At 43.7% G+C, this 24,315-nt stretch carries 17 protein-coding genes; 11 read left to right on the top strand and 6 right to left on the bottom strand.

Annotation, left to right across the window (positions count from 1 at the left end):
• Positions 1 to 2: 2 nt before the first annotated feature.
• The 5 genes from BLS59_RS00115 to BLS59_RS00095 all read right to left on the bottom strand — a co-directional run bounded on the left by BLS59_RS00115 (position 3) and on the right by BLS59_RS00095 (position 9,169).
• A complete protein-coding gene (locus BLS59_RS00115) occupies positions 3 to 1,433 on the bottom strand; it encodes an arabinose isomerase (RefSeq protein ID WP_091142185.1) in 1,431 nt (476 codons plus the stop codon).
• 1 nt (position 1,434) lies between these two features.
• Positions 1,435 to 4,197: a family 78 glycoside hydrolase catalytic domain gene (locus tag BLS59_RS00110; protein WP_205411151.1), complete on the bottom strand. Its 2,763-nt coding sequence runs from the start codon at positions 4,195 to 4,197 to the stop codon at positions 1,435 to 1,437.
• A gap of 12 nt (positions 4,198 to 4,209) precedes the next feature.
• Complete coding sequence (locus BLS59_RS00105) at positions 4,210 to 7,218, bottom strand: glycosyl hydrolase (RefSeq protein WP_091142179.1); 3,009 nt, start codon at positions 7,216 to 7,218, stop codon at positions 4,210 to 4,212.
• A gap of 154 nt (positions 7,219 to 7,372) precedes the next feature.
• Complete coding sequence (gene rhaM / locus BLS59_RS00100) at positions 7,373 to 7,666, bottom strand: L-rhamnose mutarotase (RefSeq protein WP_240315119.1); 294 nt, start codon at positions 7,664 to 7,666, stop codon at positions 7,373 to 7,375.
• A 36-nt stretch (positions 7,667 to 7,702) separates the two neighbouring features.
• Positions 7,703 to 9,169: a GH39 family glycosyl hydrolase gene (locus BLS59_RS00095; protein WP_162842533.1), complete on the bottom strand. Its 1,467-nt coding sequence runs from the start codon at positions 9,167 to 9,169 to the stop codon at positions 7,703 to 7,705.
• A gap of 485 nt (positions 9,170 to 9,654) precedes the next feature.
• Here BLS59_RS00095 and BLS59_RS00085 point away from each other — a divergent pair, with 485 nt between their 5' ends.
• The 7 genes from BLS59_RS00085 to BLS59_RS00055 all read left to right on the top strand — a co-directional run bounded on the left by BLS59_RS00085 (position 9,655) and on the right by BLS59_RS00055 (position 16,406).
• The gene (locus BLS59_RS00085) at positions 9,655 to 11,190 is read left to right on the top strand and encodes a family 43 glycosylhydrolase (protein ID WP_091142165.1); all 1,536 of its coding nucleotides are present in this window, start codon (positions 9,655 to 9,657) and stop codon (positions 11,188 to 11,190) included.
• A 358-nt stretch (positions 11,191 to 11,548) separates the two neighbouring features.
• Positions 11,549 to 12,433 (top strand): AraC family transcriptional regulator, encoded by an 885-nt coding sequence (locus tag BLS59_RS00080; RefSeq protein WP_091142161.1) that lies wholly within the window; start codon positions 11,549 to 11,551, stop codon positions 12,431 to 12,433.
• A gap of 136 nt (positions 12,434 to 12,569) precedes the next feature.
• A complete protein-coding gene (locus BLS59_RS00075; protein WP_091142156.1) occupies positions 12,570 to 13,634 on the top strand; it encodes a hypothetical protein in 1,065 nt (354 codons plus the stop codon).
• A 58-nt stretch (positions 13,635 to 13,692) separates the two neighbouring features.
• Complete coding sequence (locus BLS59_RS00070) at positions 13,693 to 14,265, top strand: porin family protein (protein ID WP_091142152.1); 573 nt, start codon at positions 13,693 to 13,695, stop codon at positions 14,263 to 14,265.
• A 105-nt stretch (positions 14,266 to 14,370) separates the two neighbouring features.
• On the top strand, positions 14,371 to 14,946 hold the full coding sequence (locus BLS59_RS00065; RefSeq protein WP_091142148.1) for an RNA polymerase sigma-70 factor: 576 nt from the start codon (positions 14,371 to 14,373) through the stop codon (positions 14,944 to 14,946).
• Complete coding sequence (locus BLS59_RS00060; protein WP_091142145.1) at positions 14,943 to 15,911, top strand: FecR family protein; 969 nt, start codon at positions 14,943 to 14,945, stop codon at positions 15,909 to 15,911. Before BLS59_RS00065 ends, BLS59_RS00060 begins: the two co-directional genes overlap by 4 nt.
• A 63-nt stretch (positions 15,912 to 15,974) precedes the next feature.
• Complete coding sequence (locus BLS59_RS00055) at positions 15,975 to 16,406, top strand: DUF1801 domain-containing protein (protein ID WP_091142141.1); 432 nt, start codon at positions 15,975 to 15,977, stop codon at positions 16,404 to 16,406.
• Between the two features lie 273 nt (positions 16,407 to 16,679).
• Here BLS59_RS00055 and BLS59_RS00050 read toward each other — a convergent pair whose 3' ends face one another.
• On the bottom strand, positions 16,680 to 18,461 hold the full coding sequence (locus BLS59_RS00050) for a hypothetical protein (RefSeq protein WP_091142136.1): 1,782 nt from the start codon (positions 18,459 to 18,461) through the stop codon (positions 16,680 to 16,682).
• Positions 18,462 to 18,798: 337 nt separating this feature from the next.
• On the opposite strand from BLS59_RS00050, the gene BLS59_RS00045 reads away from it, so the two are divergent.
• The 4 genes from BLS59_RS00045 (at position 18,799) to BLS59_RS00030 (ending at position 24,292) form a co-directional block, all read left to right on the top strand.
• Positions 18,799 to 19,515 carry a LytR/AlgR family response regulator transcription factor gene (locus BLS59_RS00045; protein ID WP_091142132.1) on the top strand — a complete coding sequence of 239 codons (717 nt, stop codon included), beginning with the start codon at positions 18,799 to 18,801 and terminating at the stop codon, positions 19,513 to 19,515.
• 1 nt (position 19,516) lies between these two features.
• On the top strand, positions 19,517 to 21,628 hold the full coding sequence (locus tag BLS59_RS00040) for a tetratricopeptide repeat-containing sensor histidine kinase (RefSeq protein ID WP_091142128.1): 2,112 nt from the start codon (positions 19,517 to 19,519) through the stop codon (positions 21,626 to 21,628).
• A 172-nt stretch (positions 21,629 to 21,800) separates the two neighbouring features.
• The gene (locus BLS59_RS00035; RefSeq protein WP_091142125.1) at positions 21,801 to 22,406 is read left to right on the top strand and encodes a hypothetical protein; all 606 of its coding nucleotides are present in this window, start codon (positions 21,801 to 21,803) and stop codon (positions 22,404 to 22,406) included.
• Positions 22,407 to 22,516: 110 nt separating this feature from the next.
• Entirely contained in the window at positions 22,517 to 24,292 is a 1,776-nt protein-coding gene (locus BLS59_RS00030; protein WP_091142121.1) for a hypothetical protein, read from the top strand.
• Positions 24,293 to 24,315: the final 23 nt, after the last annotated feature.

The raw sequence follows: 24,315 nt of genomic DNA, 5'->3' as shown, positions 1-24,315 counted from the left end.
GATTAGCAAACCTTCACCATTTCCATACCCAATATGAGGGAGAGCTTTTTCAGTTTACTGCTGATATGGCCTATGCCCACGGCGCAATGATGTGCCGGACCATAACTATTCCAATCCGTTACAAACTTGCGCGCACCACCTGGAAAACGATAACGGCTGTTGGTATTACCGATCTGTAAAATAGGCCCGGCAACAGATTGTCCTTCTGCCACCAACAGCATCAGCCCGTCATTTCCTGTTTCCACTACGGATAAGCAGGTTATTTCGCCGCATTTAACGGCCATTTCTACCGATAGGCCACTGCCTACCTTGCCGTGATAAACCTGCAAAGGTTTTACCTTGGTTTTACCTTCGGCAATGGCAATATGCCCGGGACCATCATGGCCCATCAGCACCACATCGTCCTTATAATCCATAGCGTAATATTCTGTAAATGAACCGCCAGCGCCAAAACTATCCATGATCTTCATGGCCTGCGCGTTCTTTATTTCATACTCTCCGGCAACCGGGATTCCATTCGCGGTAAGCAACGAATTTCCCAGGATGATCGAGCTCATGGTATCCTCATTATCCGGGTTCCCCGTCCCCTTATGGTAGTAGGCAAATGAACCCAGTTTATATTGGGTGATCAGCTTATCCATAGCTACAGATGTGCGGGCAGCCCTTGAAAGTTCTTCGGGCAGGCAATCATCCTGAATATCAAACTTTTGCTTAAAATCTGCTACGCGCTTTTCTGTTTCGGCGGCAGTAACTTCATTTTTTATGGTGCTGAGTTCCTCAACCTCAATATGTTCAAAATGGCCGCCGAAGTATTTTATCTGCAAAGTAATATCCGTGTAAATATCCAGCATACCCGAATAGTAACCGCCCATACAGCCTATGCGGTTGTGCTGCATAATATTGGCCACATTTGCCGCCTCTACCCACTCCAGGATCTCGCTCCAGCTTTCCGGATCATTCTCCAGCATACCGGTAACCTGGTGAAATTTGATACCCGTTCTTTTAAAAACATTGGCAATTTCAGGCACCGGGCATGCCGAACAGTATTTGAGCCAGGTACCTGTCATGAGTGTACGGTCGTTCAGGTTATTAAACTGCTCATAATCTATACTTTCGCCTGGCGATAGGTTAAGTATCACCACCGGCACGTTGGCCTTTTGAACCACTGGCAGCACGGTAGACGATAGCGCGTAGGTGCCCACGTATAAAAATATAATATTAACATCCTCCTGCCTGAACATTTTACCGGTTTCAAATGCCTTATCAACGGTATCAACCAACCCGGCATTAACCACCGTAACAGGTAGGGTATTAAATTTGGCGCTCAGTGTTTCCAGATAGCCTTCCAAACTGATTTTCAAACCATCAAACTGCTCCCAATATACATCCAGCCCAATGCCGAATAACCCAATTTTCAAATTGCTATCTATCATTTTATTTAACTTCAAAAATGTATTTGCCCGCTGCACATGGAATTTTTTCCAATCCGTCCCCGGCAGGTTGATTACCTCTGGTGAGTTTCCCGTTAGTATAAACCTTAAGCCCGTTTTTAAGCGGCAGGTACACGTTGGCACCCACGTTGGGCGGAATGGTAAGCTCCATATAAAAACTGCCACCCTGCTTTCTCCAATTGGTTTTAACCCAGCCATAAGGCGTATGGAATGATCCCGATGCACTCGTGATATCGCCAACCGGCTGCGGCCTTATCCTTAATAATTTAAATCCCGTACTGTTGGCCTCCTGCCCTATGCCCGCCAGGCCACTGTAAAACCATTCCATAATATGCCCCAGCATAAGGTGGTTGTTTGATACATTCTCCAGCGCGGGCCACGACTCAGTTAAAGCTGTTGCTCCTTTTTTAAGCTGATACCCATAGCCAGGCACATCATCGCGGTTATTCATATCATAGATAACCTGCGATTGGCCGTCTTTATCCAAAGCATCAATTAAAAAATGAAAGCCGATATCCCCGGCGGTAAGCGCGTACTTTTGCTGCTTTATGGAGTCGGTGAGATTTTTGAGAACTGCCGCCCGGTTAACGCTATCAACCAAACCAATGCTTAATGGCATAGCCATAGCAGTCTGGCTGCCAGTTGAATATACATTATTTATCGTATTAAAAAACTTACTATTAAATGCCTGCTTTACGGCAATAGCCTGCTGGGTATATGCCTTGGCATCTGATGTTTTATTTAATAGCGCCGCCATTTTACTCAGCAATAAAACATCATAATAATAAATAGCGGTGGCTGTAAGGGCTTTAGGCGTAAGCTGGGCCTCGCCCGGTTGCTGCGGACCATAATCAAACCAATCGCCCAGGCCGTATGATAAAATATGATGATCAGATTTACTTTCCAGGTAGGCTACATATTTGGTCATCATGGGATATGCCTTTTGCAGTACATCCTTATCGCCATACCAATTGTACAGCTGCCAGGGCAAAATAACCGCGCTGCTGCCCCACTCCGGCGAGTCGAGAAATCCACCGTCGAATTTTACAAATTCTGGTGCAATATCGGGTACAAAGCCTGCCGGTGTTTGCGCGTCCATTAAATCCGATACCAGTTTACGATACAGGCTATAATTATCCAGGTTGTAATGAATAGAGTTACCCATCAGATAGTCCTGTTCCAGCCAGCTTAGTTTTTCGCGGTGCGGACAATCGGTAATCACACTTTGGTAGTTACTTTTTATGGCCCAGTTAATGAGCGTATAAATACGGTTAAACAATTCATTGGAACAACTGAACGTACCATTTTGCGGCGATGAATTACGGATATGCAGCGACGTTAATTTTTTTATAACGGGTAATTCAGCTGCTTTGCCATCTGGCAACGCACCTTCAACCTGAACATACCGAAATCCATAATAGGTGAATTTTGGTCGCCATGTTTCTACACCGTCGCCTTTTAGAGTGTAGGAATAAACATATGGCCCTCCGGTTGCATCCTGATTGGCAAACTTCCCGGAAGTTAAAATTTCGGCAGGAATAAGTTTTATTGTTTGCCCCTTGCGGCCGCTTACCTGCAATTCCAGGATTCCTGAGGCATTCTGACCGAAATCATACAGATAAACTGATGGCTTGGGCTCGCTTACCTTTTTTACCGCAAACGTATCCATAACAGCAACCGGGTAATCCATATCGGCTTTTAGTACGCCCGAAGCGGCTTTTACCAGCTCGGCATTTTTCCAATGCGAAGCGTTAAATCCGGCTACGTTCCAGCCTTGTTGCTCCAGGCGCGCGTCATAATCTTCGCCGCCGTAAATGCTGCTGAAGGTGATTGGCGATGGCGCGGTTGTCCAACTTTGGTCGCTTATGATATCATTGGTTGTGCCATCAGCATAGGTAATTTTTATGCGGCAGATAAGTTTGGGCATTCCAAAGGCAACTACAAGTTTAAAATAACGCTCACTGTTGATGTTATAAAAGCCATTGCCCAGCGTTACACCTATGGCGTTAGCTCCTTGCTTTAGTAGGGCAGTTACGTTCAACACATTGTACAGGCAGGTTTTATCATAATACGTCCACCCGGGTGTCAGGAAACCATCGCCTGCCTTTTTCCCATTGACACTTATTTCATATTGACCCAAACCGCTGATAAAAGCGTATGCCGACACTATTTTTTTATTGGCCGAAAACTCTTTCCTGAACAAGGGTACTACCGGCCTTTGCAAAGCCTTATTCGCCAATCGCCAAGGCGAGCCAGGTGCAACACGCATACTATCAGGCAGGTCCTCGTAACCTATCCAGCGGGCGCCTTTCCAATCGGCAGTACTTTCAAGTTCCGTACAAAAGGAGCTTATTTTACTCCATGCCGAAGCCTTTTTATTTTTATCCCACACTTTTACCCGCCAAAAATAGCGCGTTCCCGCTTGCAGGCCGGCTCCTTTATAGGGAACCAAAACACTTTCGCCGCTTTTAACAATGGATGAGTTCCAAATGCTATACAGCCCATGATCTAAATCTGCCACCGAACGCCCTATTACCAACTGGTAGGCCGTTTGATATTGCCCATTTTGCGCCGAAGAAAGCTCCCAGCCAAAACGCAGCTGTTTAACCGGAACACCCAACGGATTTGCCTTATTTTCGCAAAGCGTTTTTATGACTGTTAATTGCGCGTGAGCTACATTAATGAAAAGGAAAAGTAATGCACCAATTGAAAAGCACTTTATTGAATTTTTCTTGTAGCTACGCATATTCGTCATAAATTATAAACCACTTTGCTGTACTGTTACCGGCCCAACCAAACCCGATTTTAGCAAGGGCGAGTTTTTATCATAAAACCTATAGCTGGAAAAGGTGTACCTTTTGCTGTTGCGCGGTTGCCCTTTAAGCAGCCACTCGGGCCATTTTCCGTTCTCCGTCGGGTCGGCTTCGGGGATTCTTTCGTCGCCTATCAACCTGTTTGGCCATAGGTTTATTACCTCTATTTCCAGTTTGTTATGTTTTTGCAATATAGCGCCGCTTATTTCTACTCGCCAGGGAGCTGTCCAAACTATACCCAGATTCTTACCATTTAACTTTACGCCGGCCATATTGTTAACCTCCCCCAAATCAACATAAAGGTTTTTACCTCCGGCATTAAGGTTTTTAGGCAGATCGAACTCTTTGTGATAAACCGCAGTACCCGAGTAGTATTTTATACCATCTTCCGGGCGCAGCGTCCAGTCTTTCAGTTCGTCAAACTTTATTATTTGGGGGCCTCCCCATTTAGGGTCGAAACTAACCTGCCACGGACCATCCAGCGCTTTTACTACCGTATTTTCGGCAAAGTTTTTAGTGGTGGCGGCCTGTAAGCTACTTTTAGCAAATACCACAAAATAGCTTTGATAAGCCTCCAGCTTTAATGGAATTGTGGTAAGTCCACCAGCTACTGTGTATTCGGGCAGTTGTTTTATAGTACCGGTCATGGCATCCCAAAGCTGGGGTTTTCCGGCAGTGGTTCTGAATGTCGCGGTGGTTTCAACCGGCGCGCCTGTTCTGTTCGATACGAAGTAAATGTCCTCGTCGCCGGTGGTACGATGGGTGTAGCGCAAAGTGCCATTGGCTGTAAAATCCTGCGCAACGTTCATCGCTTTTAGTATGGCCGCGGTAAGGTCATATTCGGGATAAAGGTCATTTATCTGCGTCCCCAGTTCGCCACCCCATATTATTTTCCCCTTACCGTATTGATGCGTGGTTTGTTGCGATGGTTCCTGCAGGGTGCCCCATAATTCTTTTGCTATTGTATTTAATTGTACATCGCATAAAGGATAATCTGATAAGCCCGGCGATTTTAACGGCGGCGAACCCACAACCACTACACCATCATTTACCAGCGATTGAATTTTTTTGAGTAAAGCCGGTGTCATAGTTTTAACAGCCGGTAATACCAGCAGACGGTAACTCGCGCCACCCGGGAATACAATCATCCCGTTTTGAACAATGGCTGTATACAACTGGCCTGGTGAACATCCGTCGAAATTATAACCTTTTCTATCCGGCTGTACAATATCGCCATCCATAGCAGAGGATGGCGGACGAAAAACATGCGGTGAACCCTCGGGTGTTAAATACAGCACATCCGCCACGGTGCGGCCCTGCTGTAAAATATACTGGCAGCGCGATATATAATCATGGTAACCGCCAACCATAGGCCACCAGGTTTGGTTCCTGTCCCAATGTACACCGTACGGACCCATGGTGGCACCAGGGCGTAAGGAATCGGGCAGGAATTGATTTTGAAACGTATGGAAAACAAAGCGATTTATACCTGTGGCAAACGCCCAGTCGCCCTGGTTTTTCATGGCGCCGGGGTATTGTTTCCAGCCCTCGTTATCCTGCGAGGTAAAAGCCTCTGATGGGATCAGCGATTTACCATTTACGTGGCCTATCGACGTAGATTCGATGCAGCTGAACGATGAGTTAAACCCAAGTCCCTTGCTCCAAAATTCGGCCATTGGCACATCGGCCACCGAACCAAGCTCAAGATCTGCAGTCGGGTTCATATCATACGGCTCTATAGACAGCTGCATATTATTGCGATGGGCGTAGGTTTTTACCTGCTGGGCGTGGTTCTCTATCACCAGTTCCTGCGCTGTTTGGCGTAAGTCCCATAAAAAGCGCTCACTTATTTCATCACTTTCAACAATGTTGCCCGCGTAAACCGGGTAATAAGGTAAGGGATCGTATCCCCTCCTTTTTTTAAACTCCTCACGGAAAAGAGGCGTCCAGTTTTGCGCTCCCATTTCCCAGCTATCCATGTGCAGCCTTTTTAAACCGCCGGCATCGTTCACATTAGGTTTACCTGTTTTGCGGATGAGTTTGCCTACATAATTATCTAAATGGGCGTTCAGCGCTATAGTATCTAATTTATCGGCCTCGAAGCCTAAACCGGGCACGGGTGCCGGGCGGGTAATAGCGCCGTTATTACGGCGGCCCAATCGCATGATAGTCCAGTTACCTTTGGGGGCAACCCAATTGAGGGTACCGTTGGCCTGTAGTTTACTGGTCAGGTCGATAATTTTTGTTTTATCAATTACCGCATCTTTTGCAGGTTCGAGATACTGGGCGGTTGACGGTAAAAACTGTTTAACCCCTTGCGCCGATGAATAAGGTGCACGGTAATACAATGCCTTTTCATCTATATCGGCTATTTTAGGCGCCTGTGCCGATGGTGTTGGATAAGCCAGCACGGCGACATCTTCATAAAAATCGTCCCATTGTTTTTTCAGTTCGGGGCTAAAGCCACCCTCGCCAAAGTATGGCGCTTTGGGTGGCGGTACAGGCAAAACTATCGGCTGTTTTGTGCCTCCGCTTACATTTATAGTGCTGCTCACCAGGTGTTGCATAGATTGCGCTACGGGCACCCACGGGCCACCGCTGCCTGTCCACCCCGGACCTATGCCTAAGGTAATTTCAATACCCAGACGTTTAGCTTCTTTCACCAGGTGGGCAAACATATTTTGCCATTCTTCGCTCAAAAAATCAACCGGACCGCGCGGGATGCCTACGTTAACTTCCAGGAAAGTAACGTTGCCAATGCCTACCGTCTTCATCGATTCCAAATCGGCAGTAATGGATTTTTCGGACATGTTACCATCCATAAAATACCAGTACACACCCGGCTTTGCGCTATCGGGCGGATGGAGGAATTGTTTTTGCAGCTTGTTCACCTGCGCATTGGCGATATTTAAACCACAACACGCGATGATAAGGAAGGATAAAAATCTGTTCATTTTTTTAGGTAATAATTTTAAAGTTCATGAGAGAGGCTTCCAAATCTATCTTTAATTGTACTTGCACTATATTACCTATTTGATAAAAAATTTATACTTTTTGATTTAAATATCAGCATTAAACAAACATTGTTGCACAATAAATTGAGTTGCTTTATTTAAGGTGAAAAACCGGTTCAAGATATTTTATAACCGGCGAATTATCCGGGTTAACATCCATAATATCAGCCATATAATCCCACCATTTTTTCATAACCTCATTACTGCTTAAATCTGATGATAATTTGTCGCTGTTGATCTTTTGCAGGCAGAACAAAACATCGGTATCCTCGTCATAAAAAATATCATAATCGTTGATACCATTATTTTTAAGCAATGCTTCCAATTCGGGCCAAATATTGTTGTGCCGCCTCCGGTATTCATCCTTAAACCCGGGTGTCAATTTCATTTTAAAAGCTCTTAACTGCATAGTATACCTATTATTTTATTTTTCCAGCACCAGCAATTTTACAGCGAACGGCTTTAGCTGAACACTTTCGGAATTTATAACAGATTGAATAGCGGGATCATCGGCAGATGATTCATCAATGGTATATGCCTTAGCCCCCTTAAAGTCTGCAGGTATTTTAATATCGATGGTTTTGTTTCGCTTGTTAAGCAGCAACACTTTTTTTATGCCTGCATCTGTAAAGCCTTGTGCCACTATATCATCGCCATTGTTGGCGTTAATACCGGTATTTACCAGTTTACTGCCGGCCTTAATATTGTCTTTAATAAGTTTAAGCACCCAGAAACGCGCATTGGGCTTATTGTTTTGATAGTTTATCATGGTCACATCCGGAAACTGGCTTGGAAAACCAACGAGCTGCGATTCGCCGATAACATCGATACCTGCCTTGGTAAGCCCGATAAAAAAATATGCATACACACTTGCCGACAGGTTCCAGTAAGCAGGAGGAATAGGCTGTCCGCGCATTTCATCGTTTACAAAGGTGCCTAATTCATTAATATCTGTTTTGGTTGCCGGGGATAAGCGTTTGCGGACATTTTCAATATAGCTTACCGTATTTACAAAGCTTTCGGCCTTATCAAACACCGAATATTCATACGCATCGAACTTTTGATTACTGTTGGCATTGGCATAACAATGGTAAGAGATCATATCCAGCGGGATACCGGGTTTATGATTGGCCGGGTTCAGAAAATATTCAAACCAGTTGGGGTTTCCAAAAGCAAGCGCCATGCCCACAAATTTAGCTTTTGGCAATACCGTTTTAATAGCCGTAACCATGGCATCGTAAATTTTAGTATACGTTTGCGGCGACATGCTATGCTCCAGATCGGGCTCGTTCAATACCTCCCAATACGGAATTTCATAATGATAGTCTGATTTTTGATATTTTCCCAATTCATCTGTAAAACCACCTTTTGTGTACCAGCTAATGAGGCGCACAAAGTAACCCGTTAATTCTTTCATGGTGGAATCCCTTAATTGCGTACCGCCGCCATAACTCCAGCCAACATTGTTGGCATCTTCGGGATAGCCAACCGGGTGGTCGGTTTTGAACATCCATTGGGGAATGGTGCTAAAATTCATGATCACAGAATGCCCCTTGGTAGCTTCCAAAAAATCGATGGTCATGGGATCTATCAGGCTAAAATCCCAGGAGGTTTTGGTGGCTGTTGGTGGTTCCAGTTCGGCAACGGCCAGTTTAGGATACGGGAACCAGGGCACATATCTTACATAATCGGCGTTCAAATCGCGCAGGGCGCTGAATGAGCCATCGTGCATTGGCGCTTTGCGGCGCAACATGGGATTACCCACTACCTGTAGCGTAGGTGTCGACTTTGAAACCATTACCACATCGTTCCATTGCACGGTTAGTTGGGGCTGCGCGCTGCAAACACCTACTGTAACGGATAAAAAGATTATAGTTAGGTATTTTCTCATATTTGGTATTTTTAATGGATCTGTATATTGGTTCGACTCACCCCGGCTTCGCTTCGCTGGCCGACCCTCTCTTCAGCTGCGCTGGAAAGAGGGTGAAGACATTTTTTTATTTTGTTTTCTACTCACCCAATATTATCAAACTAATCCCTCCCCTCTTTCCGCCGAAGGCGAAGAGAAGGTGGCCGAGCGTAGCGATGGTCGGGTGAGTAAAGTCGTGTTAATGCCTTGATTTAAATCGGTATTCAAAAGTATTTTAATGCAGCTAAGCGGAAATGTATATTTTGATATTTGATTTGTAGTTTTTGATAATTAGCAATTCCCTATAGAAGTATGACGATAAAAGCATATTCACACCAACCTATTTGCCACAAAACACATCATAATTGTCAAATTGTATAAACAGCGCTTGGCGGGTTTAATTAATTTAGCGGTGGCAACCATATAAACCGGTTACCTTCTGTACTTAATTCCACAAAAACTGATATATGTTTCAAACCAGGCATTATACTATTGCATTTGTTTTTATAATGTGCACCTATTTTGCGCCGCAGTGCGCAAACGCGCAAACCAATGCAAAAGCAAACACAGTAACCAATTTTGATAAGGACGGCAAGCAGGTAACCCGCTTTAGCACCGTAGGCGATGCCATTGACGCACATGACGGCGAGATAGCCTTATTTAACGGTGTCTATTACCTGTATGGCACCAGTTACGATTGCGGTTTTGAGTGGGGCAACAAAAACGCACCTTTCTGCGGGTTTAAAAGCTATTCATCTACCGATATGGTGAACTGGAAGGATCGTGGCTTTTTGTTTGATGCCCAAACCCAGGTTTGGCAAACCCGCTGCAACGGCAATACTTATGGCTGCTTTAGACCACATGTTATTTTCAATGAAAAAACCGGCTTGTATGTGCTTTGGATAAATGTTTACGACAATGTATCGGGTTACCGTGTGTTTACGGGTAAAAGTCCGGTTGGGCCATTTACCGAGGTTGCCGAACCTAAACTGGCCGTAAATAGCAGCGCACCTGCCGCAGGACTGAACAACGGCGACCATGATACTTTTGTTGATGATGACGGCACCGCTTACCTGGCCTATACCGACTGGCGCACCAAGGGCAGCATTGTAATAGAAAAACTAAGTGCCGATTACCTTACCGGTACCGGCGAAGTGGTAAAAAACATTACTACGGGCAATACCGAGGCACCGGGTATGTTTAAGCGTAATGGAATTTACTATGTAGTGTATTCCGACCCTAATTGCGGTTATTGTTCAGGTACGGGCGCATCTTATAAAACGGCCGCATCGCCCCTGGGGCCGTGGTCTGAAGGGAAAAAGATAAGCGATAATTCATGCGGCGGGCAGCCTTCGTTTGTATCTACCATAAAGCTGGGTTCGGGCACGGTGTTTTTGTTTGGCAGCGATCTGTGGAACAACGCGGCTAAAAATGAAGCCCTCGCCAATTACTATTGGGCTCCCCTAACCTTTGCTGCCGATGGCTCCATAAACCCCATGACCTGCGAGCAGGCATTTAAAATTTCGGGCTCGGATAATAAAGTTTCAACTATTAAAGCTGATGCAGGGTTCAAGACCCATTGCGATATCAGCAAAAATGTACAGCGCTCACAATCTTTTATACCGGCAAAAACTGGCGTATTAACCACCATTGAGCTTACCACCTTTAAAACCGGCTATCCCGATGCGGAGCTTGCTGTCACTATATTTAAAGCGGATAAAACCGGAAAGGCTATAGGCTCTGCTTTAGGTACCGAGGCTATTCCGGCAGCGACAATTGGCTGGTCGGCAAAAAGGGTGGCTATTCATCCTAAAATTATGGTAACAAAAGGCGCGGCGTATTGCATTGTTATCAAATCGGCTGCGGCTACCGGTTGCTACGGATTTGCATTTAGGGATACAGCTAAAACGACGGGAGTTGAGCTTTACAGTAATGACGGTGGTAAAACCTTTTCGACAGAAAAAAACCGGGAGCTTAAACTGCAAATACATTTCGGTAAATAAGATGTAGCATTTTATTTATTAAGATGCTGTTAAAGATTAGAATATTCATTGCCGTCAACAGTAACAGAATAGATTATTGCGGGCTTCAGCCCAATTGTCAAGCGGTATTTGGGCTGAAGCCCCCTCGTTTTTCAGTCATCATTGCCGTCGACTAAAGTCGACGGCAATGATTTTACATGATACATAAATAATCTAAATCAAATTTAGACAGCTTCTTAACGGTTGATGTATTTTTTGATATGGTGTTAATTGCAGCTATCTTTAATTTTGTATAAACCACGCCATCTCCATGTTTTTTCAGATTTTAGGGATGGATGTGTTTATTGCAAACATGGTATGCTTAAAATTATGTTTTTGAATGATCAATTATTATAAGTACCTGCCTGTTAGCCGTGATGATGAAAACTGGGGCTTATGTGTTTTAAACACCGGCTGCACGCATATTGGTCCGACAGGCTCGTACCCGGGGAAAAACCACCCGGCACATCATTATTTTAACTGGAACATTGGGCGCGTACTAAACGAATACCAGATCATTTATATAACCCGGGGCAAAGGCATCTTTGAATCAGACAACTGCAAGCAGCATGAGATTAAGGCAGGCACCATCATTATCCTGTTCCCCGGCGAGCGGCACCGCTATAAACCCAATAACGAAACCGGCTGGGATGAATACTGGATTGGCATAAAGGGCGATATTGTAGATAACCTCACCAAAAACCATTTCTTGCGGCCAGATAACCCAAGCCTGTACATAGGCTTTCATGAGGGTATCTTTAACTTATTCAACAGCATTATTGAAACCACCAAGCAGGAGAACACCGGTTATCAGCCCCTTATCTCGGGCGCGGCTTTGCATTTGATGGGTAGCTTTCACTCCATTATTAAGCAAAACGCGGTAGAGTGTGAGGACAGGGAGCTGATCATTAACAAAGCGAGGTTATTGTTCCGCTCAAATATCGCTACTGATTTTTCACCCGAACAGGCCGCCCAGGAGTTGCAGGTTGGTTACTCGTGGTTCAGGAAAGTGTTTAAAAATTATACGGGCTTGTCGCCGGGACAATATCACATCCAGCTAAAAATAGAGCGCGCCAAGGAGCTGCTAAACAATCCGGATATCCCCATAAAAGAGATCGCCTATGATCTCCGGTTTCATAATTACTTTTACTTTTCAAAGCTGTTTAAAGAAAAAACCGGCATCACCCCCACCGATTACCGGAAACGGGCTTTGGAGTTAAGATAGTTCCTTATTGGTTTAATTGGATAATTTCTGCCATTATTTTAGCGGCACATACTCATCGTACAAAAAAATTAAAATGCAGTAAGGGTAAAGCTTATTGATCGTGTTATAGCTTCAAATACACGAAAAATAGCGTACCATGAATTTTAACAATTACCAAAAGAATAGCTTTCCTACTATCATTAAAACAGCCGCCTTAATTTTGGCCGGCTTTGCAAGCACCAGCAGTTTCGCCCAGCAAAATACCCGCGCAAAAACAAATATTGGTTTAGTTTACCCCTTAAGCAGCAACGGCGCAGGTGCTGCCCGCGATACTAACAGTTTTTCACTGAATATTATTGCGGGCGTATCTGCCGCCGAACGCGGCTTTACCATTGCAGGTATAACAAACATTATACATAACAATGCTACCGGCTTTCAAATAGCGGGCTTCTCAAACCACGTTGGGCATAATGCCGACGGCACCATGGTAGCCGGTTTTTTAAACACTTATGGTAGCGGCAAGGGTGTGGCAATCGCTGGCTTTGCCAATATTGCCAATACCGGTAGCGGCCCGCAGATTGCCGGCTTCCTTAATAAAGGCGGGGATGTATCGTCCCTGCAAATAGCGGGGTTCTCCAACGTAGCCAAAAATGTAAAAGGTGTACAGATCTCGGCGTTTATCAATGTTGCAAAAAAGGTTAAGGGCACGCAGTTATCATTTATAAACATTGCCGATAGCGCCGGTACCCAAATAGGTATCATCAACCTTTCAAAAAATGGCGAAAAGGCCTTTGCAGCTACTATTGATGAAAACCAAACTACGCTGTTAACTTTCCGGTCGGGCGGTAAAACGTTGTATGGCATTATCGGAGTGGGTTACAACTTCAAAAATAAGCGCGATAGATATGCCTATGAGGCTGGTTTGGGTGCCCATATCTTCAGCACAAAGGTATTTCGCCTGAATACCGAATTGGTGAGCGGCGGCCTCGAAAGCTTTAAAGGCGGCGACTACTTTAAATCGTCGTTCAGGTTAATGCCTGCTTTTAAAATCACACGTACTTTGGAACTGTTTGGCGGCCCATCCATCAACTATGTTAATGCCGATACCGAGGAAGGCAGAAACATGACCACCAAATACATCTCCAGCTGGAAAAGAAACAACGACCGCAATCTATACGGCTTTTATGCAGGCTATACAGCCGGTGTACAGGTGCTTTTTTAAGTGACACGCAACTTATAATAATCTAATAATCACATATATAATCACAACAAAAATCAAAATGAAAACAATTAAATTATTGGCTACCGCCATTGTAGTTACACTGGGTATCGGTACAGCAAAAGCACAATCATCATCTGATCTGGAGTTTGGTATTAAGGCCGGCGTTAACTTTTCTACCCTTAAAACCGGCCTGAATGCTGTATCAGACAAATCCGGAAAGATTGGTTTTAACGCGGGGATATTTGCCCGCACCGGCAGTACGCTGTTCTTTCAGCCCGAACTTAACTATGTTACCTTTAGCGATAAGTACCGTTTTAACTCCGGTGCCTACGAGGCCAAATTCAGACAGATAAACCTGCCCTTATTGGTTGGTTACAAACTCCTTAACACGGCCGATTTTAATGTACGTTTGGCCGCCGGGCCCGATCTGTCATACAATCTAAAAAAGCCAATTGCACCTGGTGGTTTCAAATACCAGGACTTTACCGCGGGCGGCCTTGTTGATGCCGGTGTTGACGTAGGCAACTTAACTTTTGATGCCCGTTACAGCCTGGGCCTAAGCAAATTTAACAAGCAGCTTGGGCAAAAGGCCAACATTTTTAGCCTGGGAGTTGGCTTTAAATTCCAATAAATAATTAAGTTTGATAAAGCAGGCGGCTGTGCAAATAAAAGCTGCCTGCAATCAAATCAATTTCAATCGATTTATATTTATTTGCCGAAAACTGATTCCCGATTAATGGATGATACCAAGTTAACAGCCGGTTTGAGTAATGATAACGAAGTAGTTTTTGAGCAGCTGTTCAAAAAACACTTCAGGGAGCTGCATGCCTACGCGTTTTCGTTATTAAAGGATTGGGATACCAGCGAAGAAGTTGTACAATCCCTGTTTTTGAAACTTTGGGAACGTAACGAGTGGGCAAACCCGCAGGTTTCTATAAAATCATACTTGTATAAATCGGTTTATCATGATTGTCTTAATTATTTACGGCACCAAAAGGTTCAATTAAAATATCAAACCGCAACTGTACACACCATGCAACACCATACAGACGATGCTGCCGGTAAATTAAAACTCAGCGAAATGGAGCAGCACCTTAACAACGCGCTAAATAAACTGCCCGAAAAATGCAGGGCCATATTTCATTTAAGCAGGTTTGAGGAATTAAAATACCAGGAGATTGCCAATCAGTTACATATCTCTATAAAAACGGTGGAAACGCATATGGGCAAAGCCCTGCGGATATTGCGAAAAGAAATGAAGGAATTTTTACCATTAATTACGTTGATGTTATTTAATATGTTTAGATCATGAAGAAGGATACGAGCGAAGATATACTGATCAAATATATCCTTGGGGAAGCCAGCCCCGATGAGCGCGCTACGGTTGATGCATGGGTTGCATCAAGTCCTGCCAATACAAAAAAACTGGATGATGTAAGGGTGATCCTGGAGAGCAGCAAACGGCTTGCGCAGGTTAGTCCGCTGCACGAAACTGAGGCTTGGGAACATTTTAAGGAGTTGCGCAGTAAAAGCACACAACAGGCTAAAGTAGTACCCATTCCCCCCCGTACAAACTGGTTGCGCATAGCTGCGGCAATTGTATTTTTAATTGGTGGCAGTTGGATTGCCTACAGCTTATACGGCCCAGAAAAAGTGATAAACATACAGGCAACAAACACCGTGCGTATAATAACCCTGCCCGATAGCTCAATGGTGTATATCAACAAAAACTCCAGCATTAGCTATACCGGCAGCTATAGCAAAAGAAGAGAAATAAAACTTACCGGCGAAGCCTTTTTTGATGTGAAGCATAACGAGCAGGTTCCGTTTTCGGTAAGTGTGAATGGAATAACCGTAAAGGATATCGGTACGGCCTTCAATATAAAAAGCGGGGCAGCAAGTACCGAGGTTATTGTAGAAAGCGGTATAGTGGAGGTGCGCAAAAGTAGCAGCGCCGTACGGTTAAACCCGCAGGACAGGGTAACCATAAAACCCGGTGATAAAGTGCTGAAGGTGGAGAAAAACACCGAACTGCTGTATAACTATTATACCAACCGTGTATTTATTGCCAATAAAACGCCGCTATGGCAGCTGGTGGATGTGCTGAACAAAGCATATAATGTCAATATTAAAATTGAGAATAATGCCATCCGCAATTATCCTATGTCGCTTACTATTAAGCAGGATATTGCGCTGGATAAAATATTAAATGTGTTAAAAACGAGTAACCCCGAAATGCAGGTTATTAAAACAGATCAAGGCATTATCCTTAAATAAATATTTAGGATAGTGTTTCAGTTTGAAATTAGTGAAGGCTAAGTAAGCAACCCATCATTTCATATGAACATAACAGAACAAATCGAAACGTATATTACCAGCCAACCTGAGCCAAAACGCAGCGACATGGAAGAACTGCATAGGTTTATACTCCAGGTATTACCGGGATGTAAATTATGGTTCTTTGATGGTAAAAACAGCGAAAACAAAACTGTTTCTAATCCTAATATAGGCTATGGATTTTACACCATTAAATATGCTGATGGAAAAACCAGGGAGTTTTATCAAATTGGTATGAGCGCAAACACAACCGGAATTTCTATCTATATTCTTGGTATCGAAGATAAAACATACCTGGCCCAAACGTATGGAAAAGAAATAGGCAAGGCGAGCGTGAGCGGGTATTGCATTAAGTTCAAAAACTTAAAAGATATAAATATTGATGTACTTGGAGCCGCAATTCGAAATGGTGTTGAGATTACAGGTGAAAATTAATTACAAACTAACACACTGCCATATCGTAGAAGCTGTTTAAATTTGATTTAAACTATTTGAGTATGCTATAAAATTCATTGCCGTTGACTTTAGTCAACGGAATAATGAGTAGAAAACGAGGACTTTAGCCCAAATGTCGCTTGGATAATTGGGCTAAAGCCCGTAATAATGCCTTTCATTACCGTTGACTAAAGTCAACGGCAATGAAAAACTTTCGTTTTTAGACAGTTTATATAAAGTTTCAAGATACTGCCATATTTAGTTATTGGTGGTTTACCAAACCAGTTGCAGTCCGCCGGTGAAATCAATATGAACCAAACTTAGTTTACCATTATTACTGATGTGTTTACTAAGTACCCATCCGTGAACGGGAATGTTATCACCCTTATCGGCATAAGTTATATTAAGGGATGGGCCCGCAAACAGCCTGATGTTTTTACTAAGATTAAGGCCCGGCAATAGTTTAAAAGAACTCACCTGGTAAGCCGGACTTTTAAAATCGGTAACTGTTTGCGTAATAAACTCGCCATTAAGCGAAAACAGGTTAGGGTTAATAATATGAGCCCCGAAACCCAGGTTGATAGTACTGCTGGATGCCTGTTTATCAAACCTATGCCCCACGCCTATCAACCCATATAAAACCCGGCCGCCAGAGCGAAAATCGAGGTGTATGAACCGGTTTTCATCGGTACTTATGGCTATACTTTTTTCACCGTTTTTAATAAAGTTAACAAGACCAATGGGATAATCGCTGCTATCGGCAACATTAACCAGTCCTGCAAACTGAAACCCTTTTACCTTTTTGGCAACGTTAACCAGCCCCGCAAACTGCGATCCCACATCGCCTGCCGACTGATTATATAAACCTGCAAATTGTATACCCTTAGCGTTTTGTGTTGCGTTAACCAGCCCTGCAAACTGCACGCCGCCCTTAAAATCGCCGGTGCTGTTAAACAAACCCGCCAATACAAAGCCCGATGCCGTTTTATCATAATTGAAAAGTCCTGCAACCTGCATACCTTTAAAATTATCCACTTTATTTATAAGGCCGCCTACCTGTACACCCGAGGCATTATTTAGCACGTTATTATAAACAGCTGCCGCCTGGAAACCCCGCATACTCCCCCCAACCACGTTAAATAAACCCGCTACCTGTACATATTTAACATCCTTGCGGTCGATATTAAAAAAACCTGCTACCTCAAAACCATTTACTCCGGCAGTGTATCCGCCAAAATAATTCAACGAAAAATGGTTAACAACCTGGCTGCTATACATACCATGCGAACTTAACCCAGGTGTTAAAGATATCTGGTAAGGACTTAGTGCAAAAAAGTTACCTAAATTTAGTCCCTGCACCAACTGCTTTGAGCTGATAAAGAACCTCGCAAAACGGCTATGTTCAACACTTTTACCTCCATTATCTTCGGGATAATATTTATAGGCTTGGTCGGCGGCTGGATTGGCTACAACGTTTATAGACGGGAGCACATAAAGCGAGGTATCCCGGTAGTTTTCACGCGTTGCGGTAAGGAGCAACGAGCCGGTGTAGTTTTTCAATTTTAGCTCAAAGTATCCCTTGTCATCGGTAAGGGTCGATATCAGCAAATCCTTTTCATAAACACTGGCTTGCTTTACCACCTTTTGGTCTACAACGTCTTTTACAAATCCTCGTACTATAAATTGTTTCGACTGGTCTTTTTCAACCTCGGCGGTAAGGTATAATTTACTTGGAGCATGCCTTAACACCACATAGCCGGGCACCTCCTTAAACTCATACTCCTCGCCCAACAATTTGTCAAGCAGGCTAAACAACGATCCGTGGAAGCCCGAAACAGATACAATGCTATCGGCAGGAATACTTTTATTATTGTAGGCAAAATAAAAATCGCCTTTGCTGGCAATTTTAGTAAGGACGTTAGCCAGGCGCTGATCTTTTATATCGCCTATAACTACGTTCTTCATTAAATTGCCCTGCGCAAAGGTCTTTGAGCTGATACCTGCGGCTATAAAAAGGAAAAGAAAGCGGGCAATTTGAGTTCTGTTTATTATCATTAAGCGTTTGTATTTAAGTAAACAGGCTGTTTTATATCCCATTTATATGATATGATGCGGATACAAGACACGCTTAATATGCTTTACCCTTACCCATTTTTTTTATTTTTTTATTAGATGATAAATTGGGCGATTTGTAACAAGATTCGCCTTCAAAATTCAGTTGTTTATGCGCCGATAAAGATACTATTACTTATGCTTCAGGGCCAACCTCAAAACAAAAGCATACTGGTTATCAACCAATCCTGCATAATTATAGCAAATGGTTCTAAATTAATTTGAACAACAAATAGTTATAATTTTTCATTAGGTTTAACCTGTCTAAACCTGCAAATTTATGACAAAACCTTTATCATGTATAGTAATTGACGATTTCCTGCTGGATAGGCAAGCCGTTGAAAACGAGATATTAAACTATCCCAATCTCAAACTATCGGGCAGTTTTGATAATTGTGTTGATGCCCTTAGCTTTTTTAACACCTGCAAGCCCGACGTTTTATTTGTAGATATTGATATGCCCGAAATAAACGGGCTCGATTTTATCCGCTCCATCAACCAATCAAATTGTATTAATGTTATCGTATCATCGCACCCTGAATATGCGCTGCAGGGTTTTCAGCTAAAGGTTTTTGATTTTATTTTAAAACCGGTTGAAAGCCCCAGGTTTTGCAGCAGCATACAACGCATTAATGATTTTATCCAGCTTAAAAGCAAAGCCGAAGCTTACGACGTGCTGTTTGAAAACGAAAAAGTAATTTTCAAGGATGGCCATAGCTCCGTAACACTAAATCTTAACGAGATCCTTTACCTGGAAGCCTACGGCGATTACACCAAAATAGTAACCGAAAAAAAATCGCACTTAACGCTTACCACCCTATCCAGCTTTCTTGAATCGTTACCTGCGGGTAAGTTTATGCGCATACACCGCAGCTATGTAATAGCTATAAATAAAGTGCAGTGCTTTAACATTAAAAACATTGATATGGGCGCGAGTATTTTACCTGTTGGAAAAACCTACCTGCGCGAAGCCAAACAAGCATTTAAACCGTTGTAACATGAACCTAAAGAACCTTATCTCCCTGTGTTTAATGCTAATTGCAGGCCTTTGCTATGGCCAGCAAAACGACAGATACAAAGTACTAAATCAAAAAAAGAAAGTTTGCGAAGCCATCATCGCCAACTTTACCGGTAAAAGCGAAAGCTTTGATGAACTCATTAAAACCGGCAACGACGCGTTAAAGCTTACACAACCTGCAGACCACGAGTATAAGTTATTCTTTAATCAGTCGATAGGTGTTGGGTATTATTATAAGCAGAATTTTCCCGAAGCCAAAAATCATTTTGAAACCGCTTATGACGAGGCTGTAAAAGCAGAGCTAATTGAACGGAGCTTAAAACCGCTGGGCAACCTCGTTTCTATTTATCACTACATGGGTATGCAGCAAAAGGCCGATGAAGCCGCCCAAAAGCTTAAACAGATAGCTGAAAGCACCGATACCCTGAAAAATAAAAGCGATGTTTATTACAACTTAGGCTTATACAATCAGCAGCAAAAGTTTTATTACAGTATTGCTCTGAGCGATTTTTTAAAGAGTGTGGAACTGCATAAAAAACTTGCCGATACCACAAAATCACTTAAACTCAAGCTTGATTATGCCGCCAAACTAATGATGGTTGCCGAAATTTACCTCTACCTGAAACAACCCAACAAAGCGCTGCAATACCTGGACGATGCCCGGCCAAACTTAAACCACTCCATTATATTTGATGTTACAGCCTACGGCAAGTTTGTACGGAGTTACGCAATGTTGAATGACCAGCATAACGCCTTAAAATATTATAACCTGCTGCATAAAACTGTTGATGGCACACCGGGTAATTGGTCGCAGCTGATATCAACAAGTATTGAAATGGCTAATCTGGCTTTAAAAGCTAAAGATTATAAGCTGGCGAAATCATATATTGATAAAGCCGACAAACAAGCTAAAATTGACAATAAAGAAATAATGACTTCGGCTGTTAATATGGCTTATGGCGATTATTATAGAGCGATTAATGATTATGCCACCGCCGGTAAGTACTACAAAATGGGCGAGCATGGTGCCCAGGTTTACAATGCAGAACAATACGCCGAAGTGTTAAAATCCCTCACAGCTGTTGAGATCAGAACAGGCAATACGGCATTGGCCACGCAGTATTTTAACAAATATATCATCGTATCCGATTCGTTGAACCAACAAAAGATCTCCCTAAACCTTGCCGAAACTGAAGCCATGTTCCAGAACGAGGTAAAACAACAAAAGATAGGTTTATTGAATAAAGAAAATGATGATAAAAACATCCAGCTGAAACAGGAACGGACTATGCGCTGGTTATTGGTTGGCGGGGCCGCTATGTTACTCATCGCCCTGTTTTCTATCTACCTTAACTTCCGGAATAAGCAAAAAGCAAATTTACTGCTCGATAAAAAAAACCAGGAACTGGATATTATAAACGAGCAGTTAACCGGCGCCAATCAAACTAAGGCCAAGCTGTTCGGCATTATTTCGCATGATCTGCGCAGCCCGGTAAGCCAGCTTTTTACCTTTTTAAAATTACAGCAACAACCCCAGCTGATAACTGACGAGCAAAAGGCCGGCCACCATCAACAGCTTATCCAATCGTCAACCGATCTTTTAGAAACTATGGAAGATCTGCTGCTTTGGTCTAAAAGCCAGATGGAAAATTTTGCGCTTGATATAGAGCGCATTGATATTAACGGCCTGTTTAACGAGGCATCCCTCATGGTGAAAAGCCAGGCCACCACCAAACAACTTGAAATTAAACCTGGCGATGTAAACCTGCAGGCCCTCATGAGCGATCAAAACCTGCTTATCATCATACTCCGGAACCTGTTGCAGAACGCCATTAACAGCGCCTATGCCAACACAGCAATCTATTTAAATGCCGGAACGGATGCGAAGGGCAAATCCTTTATATCCGTAGTTAATCAGGCCGATGTTATCCCCGCTGAAAAAATTGATGAACTATTAAATACCGTACATATCAAAAGCAAATCTTCAGGCTATGGATTACTGATAGTTAAGGAGTTATTACAAAAACTAAATGCAACGCTGCACATCAGCAGTGATGTTGGCGGCACCGCTATGCTTGTTATTTTTAACTGATATCCATGATGTAGATACGCAATATATTTCCTCATCTACACTGAAAAAACAACCGAACAGCCCCAACAATTTCCCCTCCATTTTCCCTTCACCGATTATTTATAACCGTTGACAGATTATTATCTGCTGATACTCCGGTTTACCTATAAGTTTATTTCATAACCCAATCATTATGAAAAATCTTATAAAACCAACATTATTAAGCTTAGGCCTGGTTGCTATGTTGTTATATACCTCATGTGGATCAGGTTCGGGGAAATCACCCTCCAATGATACGGCCAAGACAAGCGCAGGCACCACACCCAATCAATATTTTTCAGTTAAGATACATGATAAACTTTGGGAGGCCTTTCCATCAAAAGAATTTAAAACCTATACGGTAAGCTATAAAACGTTAAGTCACCAGTTTTCTATTTTTGCCGAGGCTGCGGATGGTTCACGAATGGACCTCTCCTTTCATTCCAACTCCGACCTTAAACCAGGCAGCTATCCATCTACCCGTAACGATAACGGCGCGCAAAGCGGTGTTTTCTATTATCCCGAAGCAAAAAGCTCAGACAAGGAAATGGCCAGCACAACGGCCGATAATCCCGTTCAGGAAAATACGGTGCAGATTACCAAAATAGATAAATCAGATAAAACGGCTTACGTGATAGAAGGCACGTTTACGCCCGTGCTGTACGCCCTTTATGAAACCAATCCAGAGCGTACCACCAAACTTGCCGATGGCCGGTTCAGGGTTATCTATCATCCCGATTCCATGAACCCCGAATTTTAGTAATCATTCCTTTCAACGATTATTCAGGTACGTTAGTCGATTATCAGCGCAATAGCGGCCATGTTCCCGGTAATTTCAGCTAACAATTATTTCTGCAAATCTATTCTGTTATGAAAACAAACAAACTCCTTATCATTCTGCTGGTATTTACCGCCTTTATATATTCCTGCTCAAAAGACGGTCTTGAAGGTCCAGAAGGTGCAACCGGGCCGCAAGGCCAACAGGGCGCAACCGGTGCCGTGGGTGCAGTTGGTGCCGCCGGTGCCGATGGCAGTATTATTTACAGCGGAACGGGCCTGCCCCTTTTAAGTACAGGTAAACCCGGCGATTATTACCTTAACCGTACCACCAGGCAGCTTTACGGCCCCAAAACAACTACCTGGGGCTCACCCATTGATTTGATGGGTGCCGATGGCAAGAATGGGACAAACGGCACAAACGGAACCAATGGTAGTAATGGTAGCAATGGCAGTGTTACTTTAAGCGGTGCAGGTACACCATCAGCAAGGATCGGCTCAAATGGCGATTATTATTTAGATAAAACAAACTACTTATTATATGGTCCCAAAGCCTCGGTAGACTGGGGCACTGCCATTCTATTGCGTGGTGCCCAGGGTGCGCAAGGCCCAACAGGCGCCGCCGGTAAAGATGGTAGTATTATTTACAGTGGTTTCGGCGTACCTGTAACTACCATAGGTGCTGTTAACGATTATTACCTGAACCGCAATACCGGCCAATTATACGGCCCTAAAACAAGCAATGGCTGGGGCCAGCCAATAACACTTAAAGGTACCGATGGTACAAATGGCACCAACGGGCAAAACGGAACAAACGGCCAGAACGGTACAAACGGAACCAATGGTACAAATGGCACCAACGGCAGCGTTACTTTGAGCGGCAACACCGTTCCCGCTGTAGGCCTCGGTCGTGTTGGTGATTATTACCTGGATAAAAGTGCCTACCAGCTTTATGGGCCAAAGGTAGCCGCAGGCTGGGGAATCCCTGTTTTATTGCGCGGAGCGAATGGCGCACAAGGCCCCGCAGGCCCGGCGGGTGCCGATGGATCTGTTATTTACAGCGGCGACAATGACCCTGCTCCAGCATTAGGTAAGGTTGGCGACTTTTATTTCGGTAAGGTGGCAAAGGCTATGTATGGCCCAAAAACAGCGGCCGGCTGGGGCGCAGGTACCAGCCTGAAAGGCAGCAACGGTACAAACGGAACCAATGGTACCAATGGATCAACCATATTGAGCGGCGACGGCCCTCCCGCCGAGTTTGGTGATTTAGGTAAGGAGGGTGATTTTTATATCAATACCAGCACCTATGAAATTTACGGTCCTAAACTAAATGATAACTGGGGCGGCCCAACGTCGCTTAAAGGTGCCGACGGGAATGCCAACGTTATGGCCTTTGAATCGCCGGATGCGGCCACCTTCAGTTGGATCTATAGTGGCTTTGATGATTTTACCAGCACCAATTTTGCCCGTTTACGCATGAGCAAAGGTGGTAACGACACCACTACCGTTTTCACCCTGCCGCAATCCGCCGCAGTGGCTGCCCGTACCGGTGTGGTATCTGTTTATGTGAGATATACCGGCAGTAATGACTGGACCCAGCTTTCCTTTACCAAAAACATCAACAATTATTTACAAAACTATACCTACTACATAACCACAGCAACAAACGCCGCTTACGTGCATATATCGGTAGGCTATAGTGATAATGGCAATAACTTTTTCATCAACATTGATAAAGTACGCATTGTGGTTACCCCGGCCAGCACAACCGGCACGTTAAGCCTTAGCAAAACCAACAGCCGGCCAACCATGCAGCAGGTAATGGAAAAATATAACCTGCACAATAACAGCTTCATAAAGTTGAAGTGATCATGGTTAATTAGGGAGCAGCA

Origin of the sequence: Mucilaginibacter pineti (genome assembly GCF_900101875.1) — a bacterium.
Lineage (GTDB): Bacteria > Bacteroidota > Bacteroidia > Sphingobacteriales > Sphingobacteriaceae > Mucilaginibacter > Mucilaginibacter pineti.
This window is presented reverse-complemented; position numbering and strand designations above follow the sequence as displayed.

Coding starts and splice junctions, on each gene's coding strand:
- BLS59_RS00075 (WP_091142156.1), top strand. CDS start 12,570: ATGAATTTTAACAATTACCAAAAGAATAGCTTTCCTACTATCATTAAA.
- rhaM (WP_240315119.1), bottom strand. CDS start 7,666: ATGAAATTGACACCCGGGTTTAAGGATGAATACCGGAGGCGGCACAAC.
- BLS59_RS00085 (WP_091142165.1), top strand. CDS start 9,655: ATGTTTCAAACCAGGCATTATACTATTGCATTTGTTTTTATAATGTGC.
- BLS59_RS00060 (WP_091142145.1), top strand. CDS start 14,943: ATGAAGAAGGATACGAGCGAAGATATACTGATCAAATATATCCTTGGG.
- BLS59_RS00040 (WP_091142128.1), top strand. CDS start 19,517: ATGAACCTAAAGAACCTTATCTCCCTGTGTTTAATGCTAATTGCAGGC.
- BLS59_RS00080 (WP_091142161.1), top strand. CDS start 11,549: ATGATCAATTATTATAAGTACCTGCCTGTTAGCCGTGATGATGAAAAC.
- BLS59_RS00035 (WP_091142125.1), top strand. CDS start 21,801: ATGAAAAATCTTATAAAACCAACATTATTAAGCTTAGGCCTGGTTGCT.
- BLS59_RS00095 (WP_162842533.1), bottom strand. CDS start 9,169: ATGAGAAAATACCTAACTATAATCTTTTTATCCGTTACAGTAGGTGTT.
- BLS59_RS00070 (WP_091142152.1), top strand. CDS start 13,693: ATGAAAACAATTAAATTATTGGCTACCGCCATTGTAGTTACACTGGGT.
- BLS59_RS00115 (WP_091142185.1), bottom strand. CDS start 1,433: ATGATAGATAGCAATTTGAAAATTGGGTTATTCGGCATTGGGCTGGAT.
- BLS59_RS00065 (WP_091142148.1), top strand. CDS start 14,371: ATGGATGATACCAAGTTAACAGCCGGTTTGAGTAATGATAACGAAGTA.
- BLS59_RS00110 (WP_205411151.1), bottom strand. CDS start 4,197: ATGCGTAGCTACAAGAAAAATTCAATAAAGTGCTTTTCAATTGGTGCA.
- BLS59_RS00050 (WP_091142136.1), bottom strand. CDS start 18,461: ATGATAATAAACAGAACTCAAATTGCCCGCTTTCTTTTCCTTTTTATA.
- BLS59_RS00055 (WP_091142141.1), top strand. CDS start 15,975: ATGAACATAACAGAACAAATCGAAACGTATATTACCAGCCAACCTGAG.
- BLS59_RS00105 (WP_091142179.1), bottom strand. CDS start 7,218: ATGAACAGATTTTTATCCTTCCTTATCATCGCGTGTTGTGGTTTAAAT.
- BLS59_RS00030 (WP_091142121.1), top strand. CDS start 22,517: ATGAAAACAAACAAACTCCTTATCATTCTGCTGGTATTTACCGCCTTT.
- BLS59_RS00045 (WP_091142132.1), top strand. CDS start 18,799: ATGACAAAACCTTTATCATGTATAGTAATTGACGATTTCCTGCTGGAT.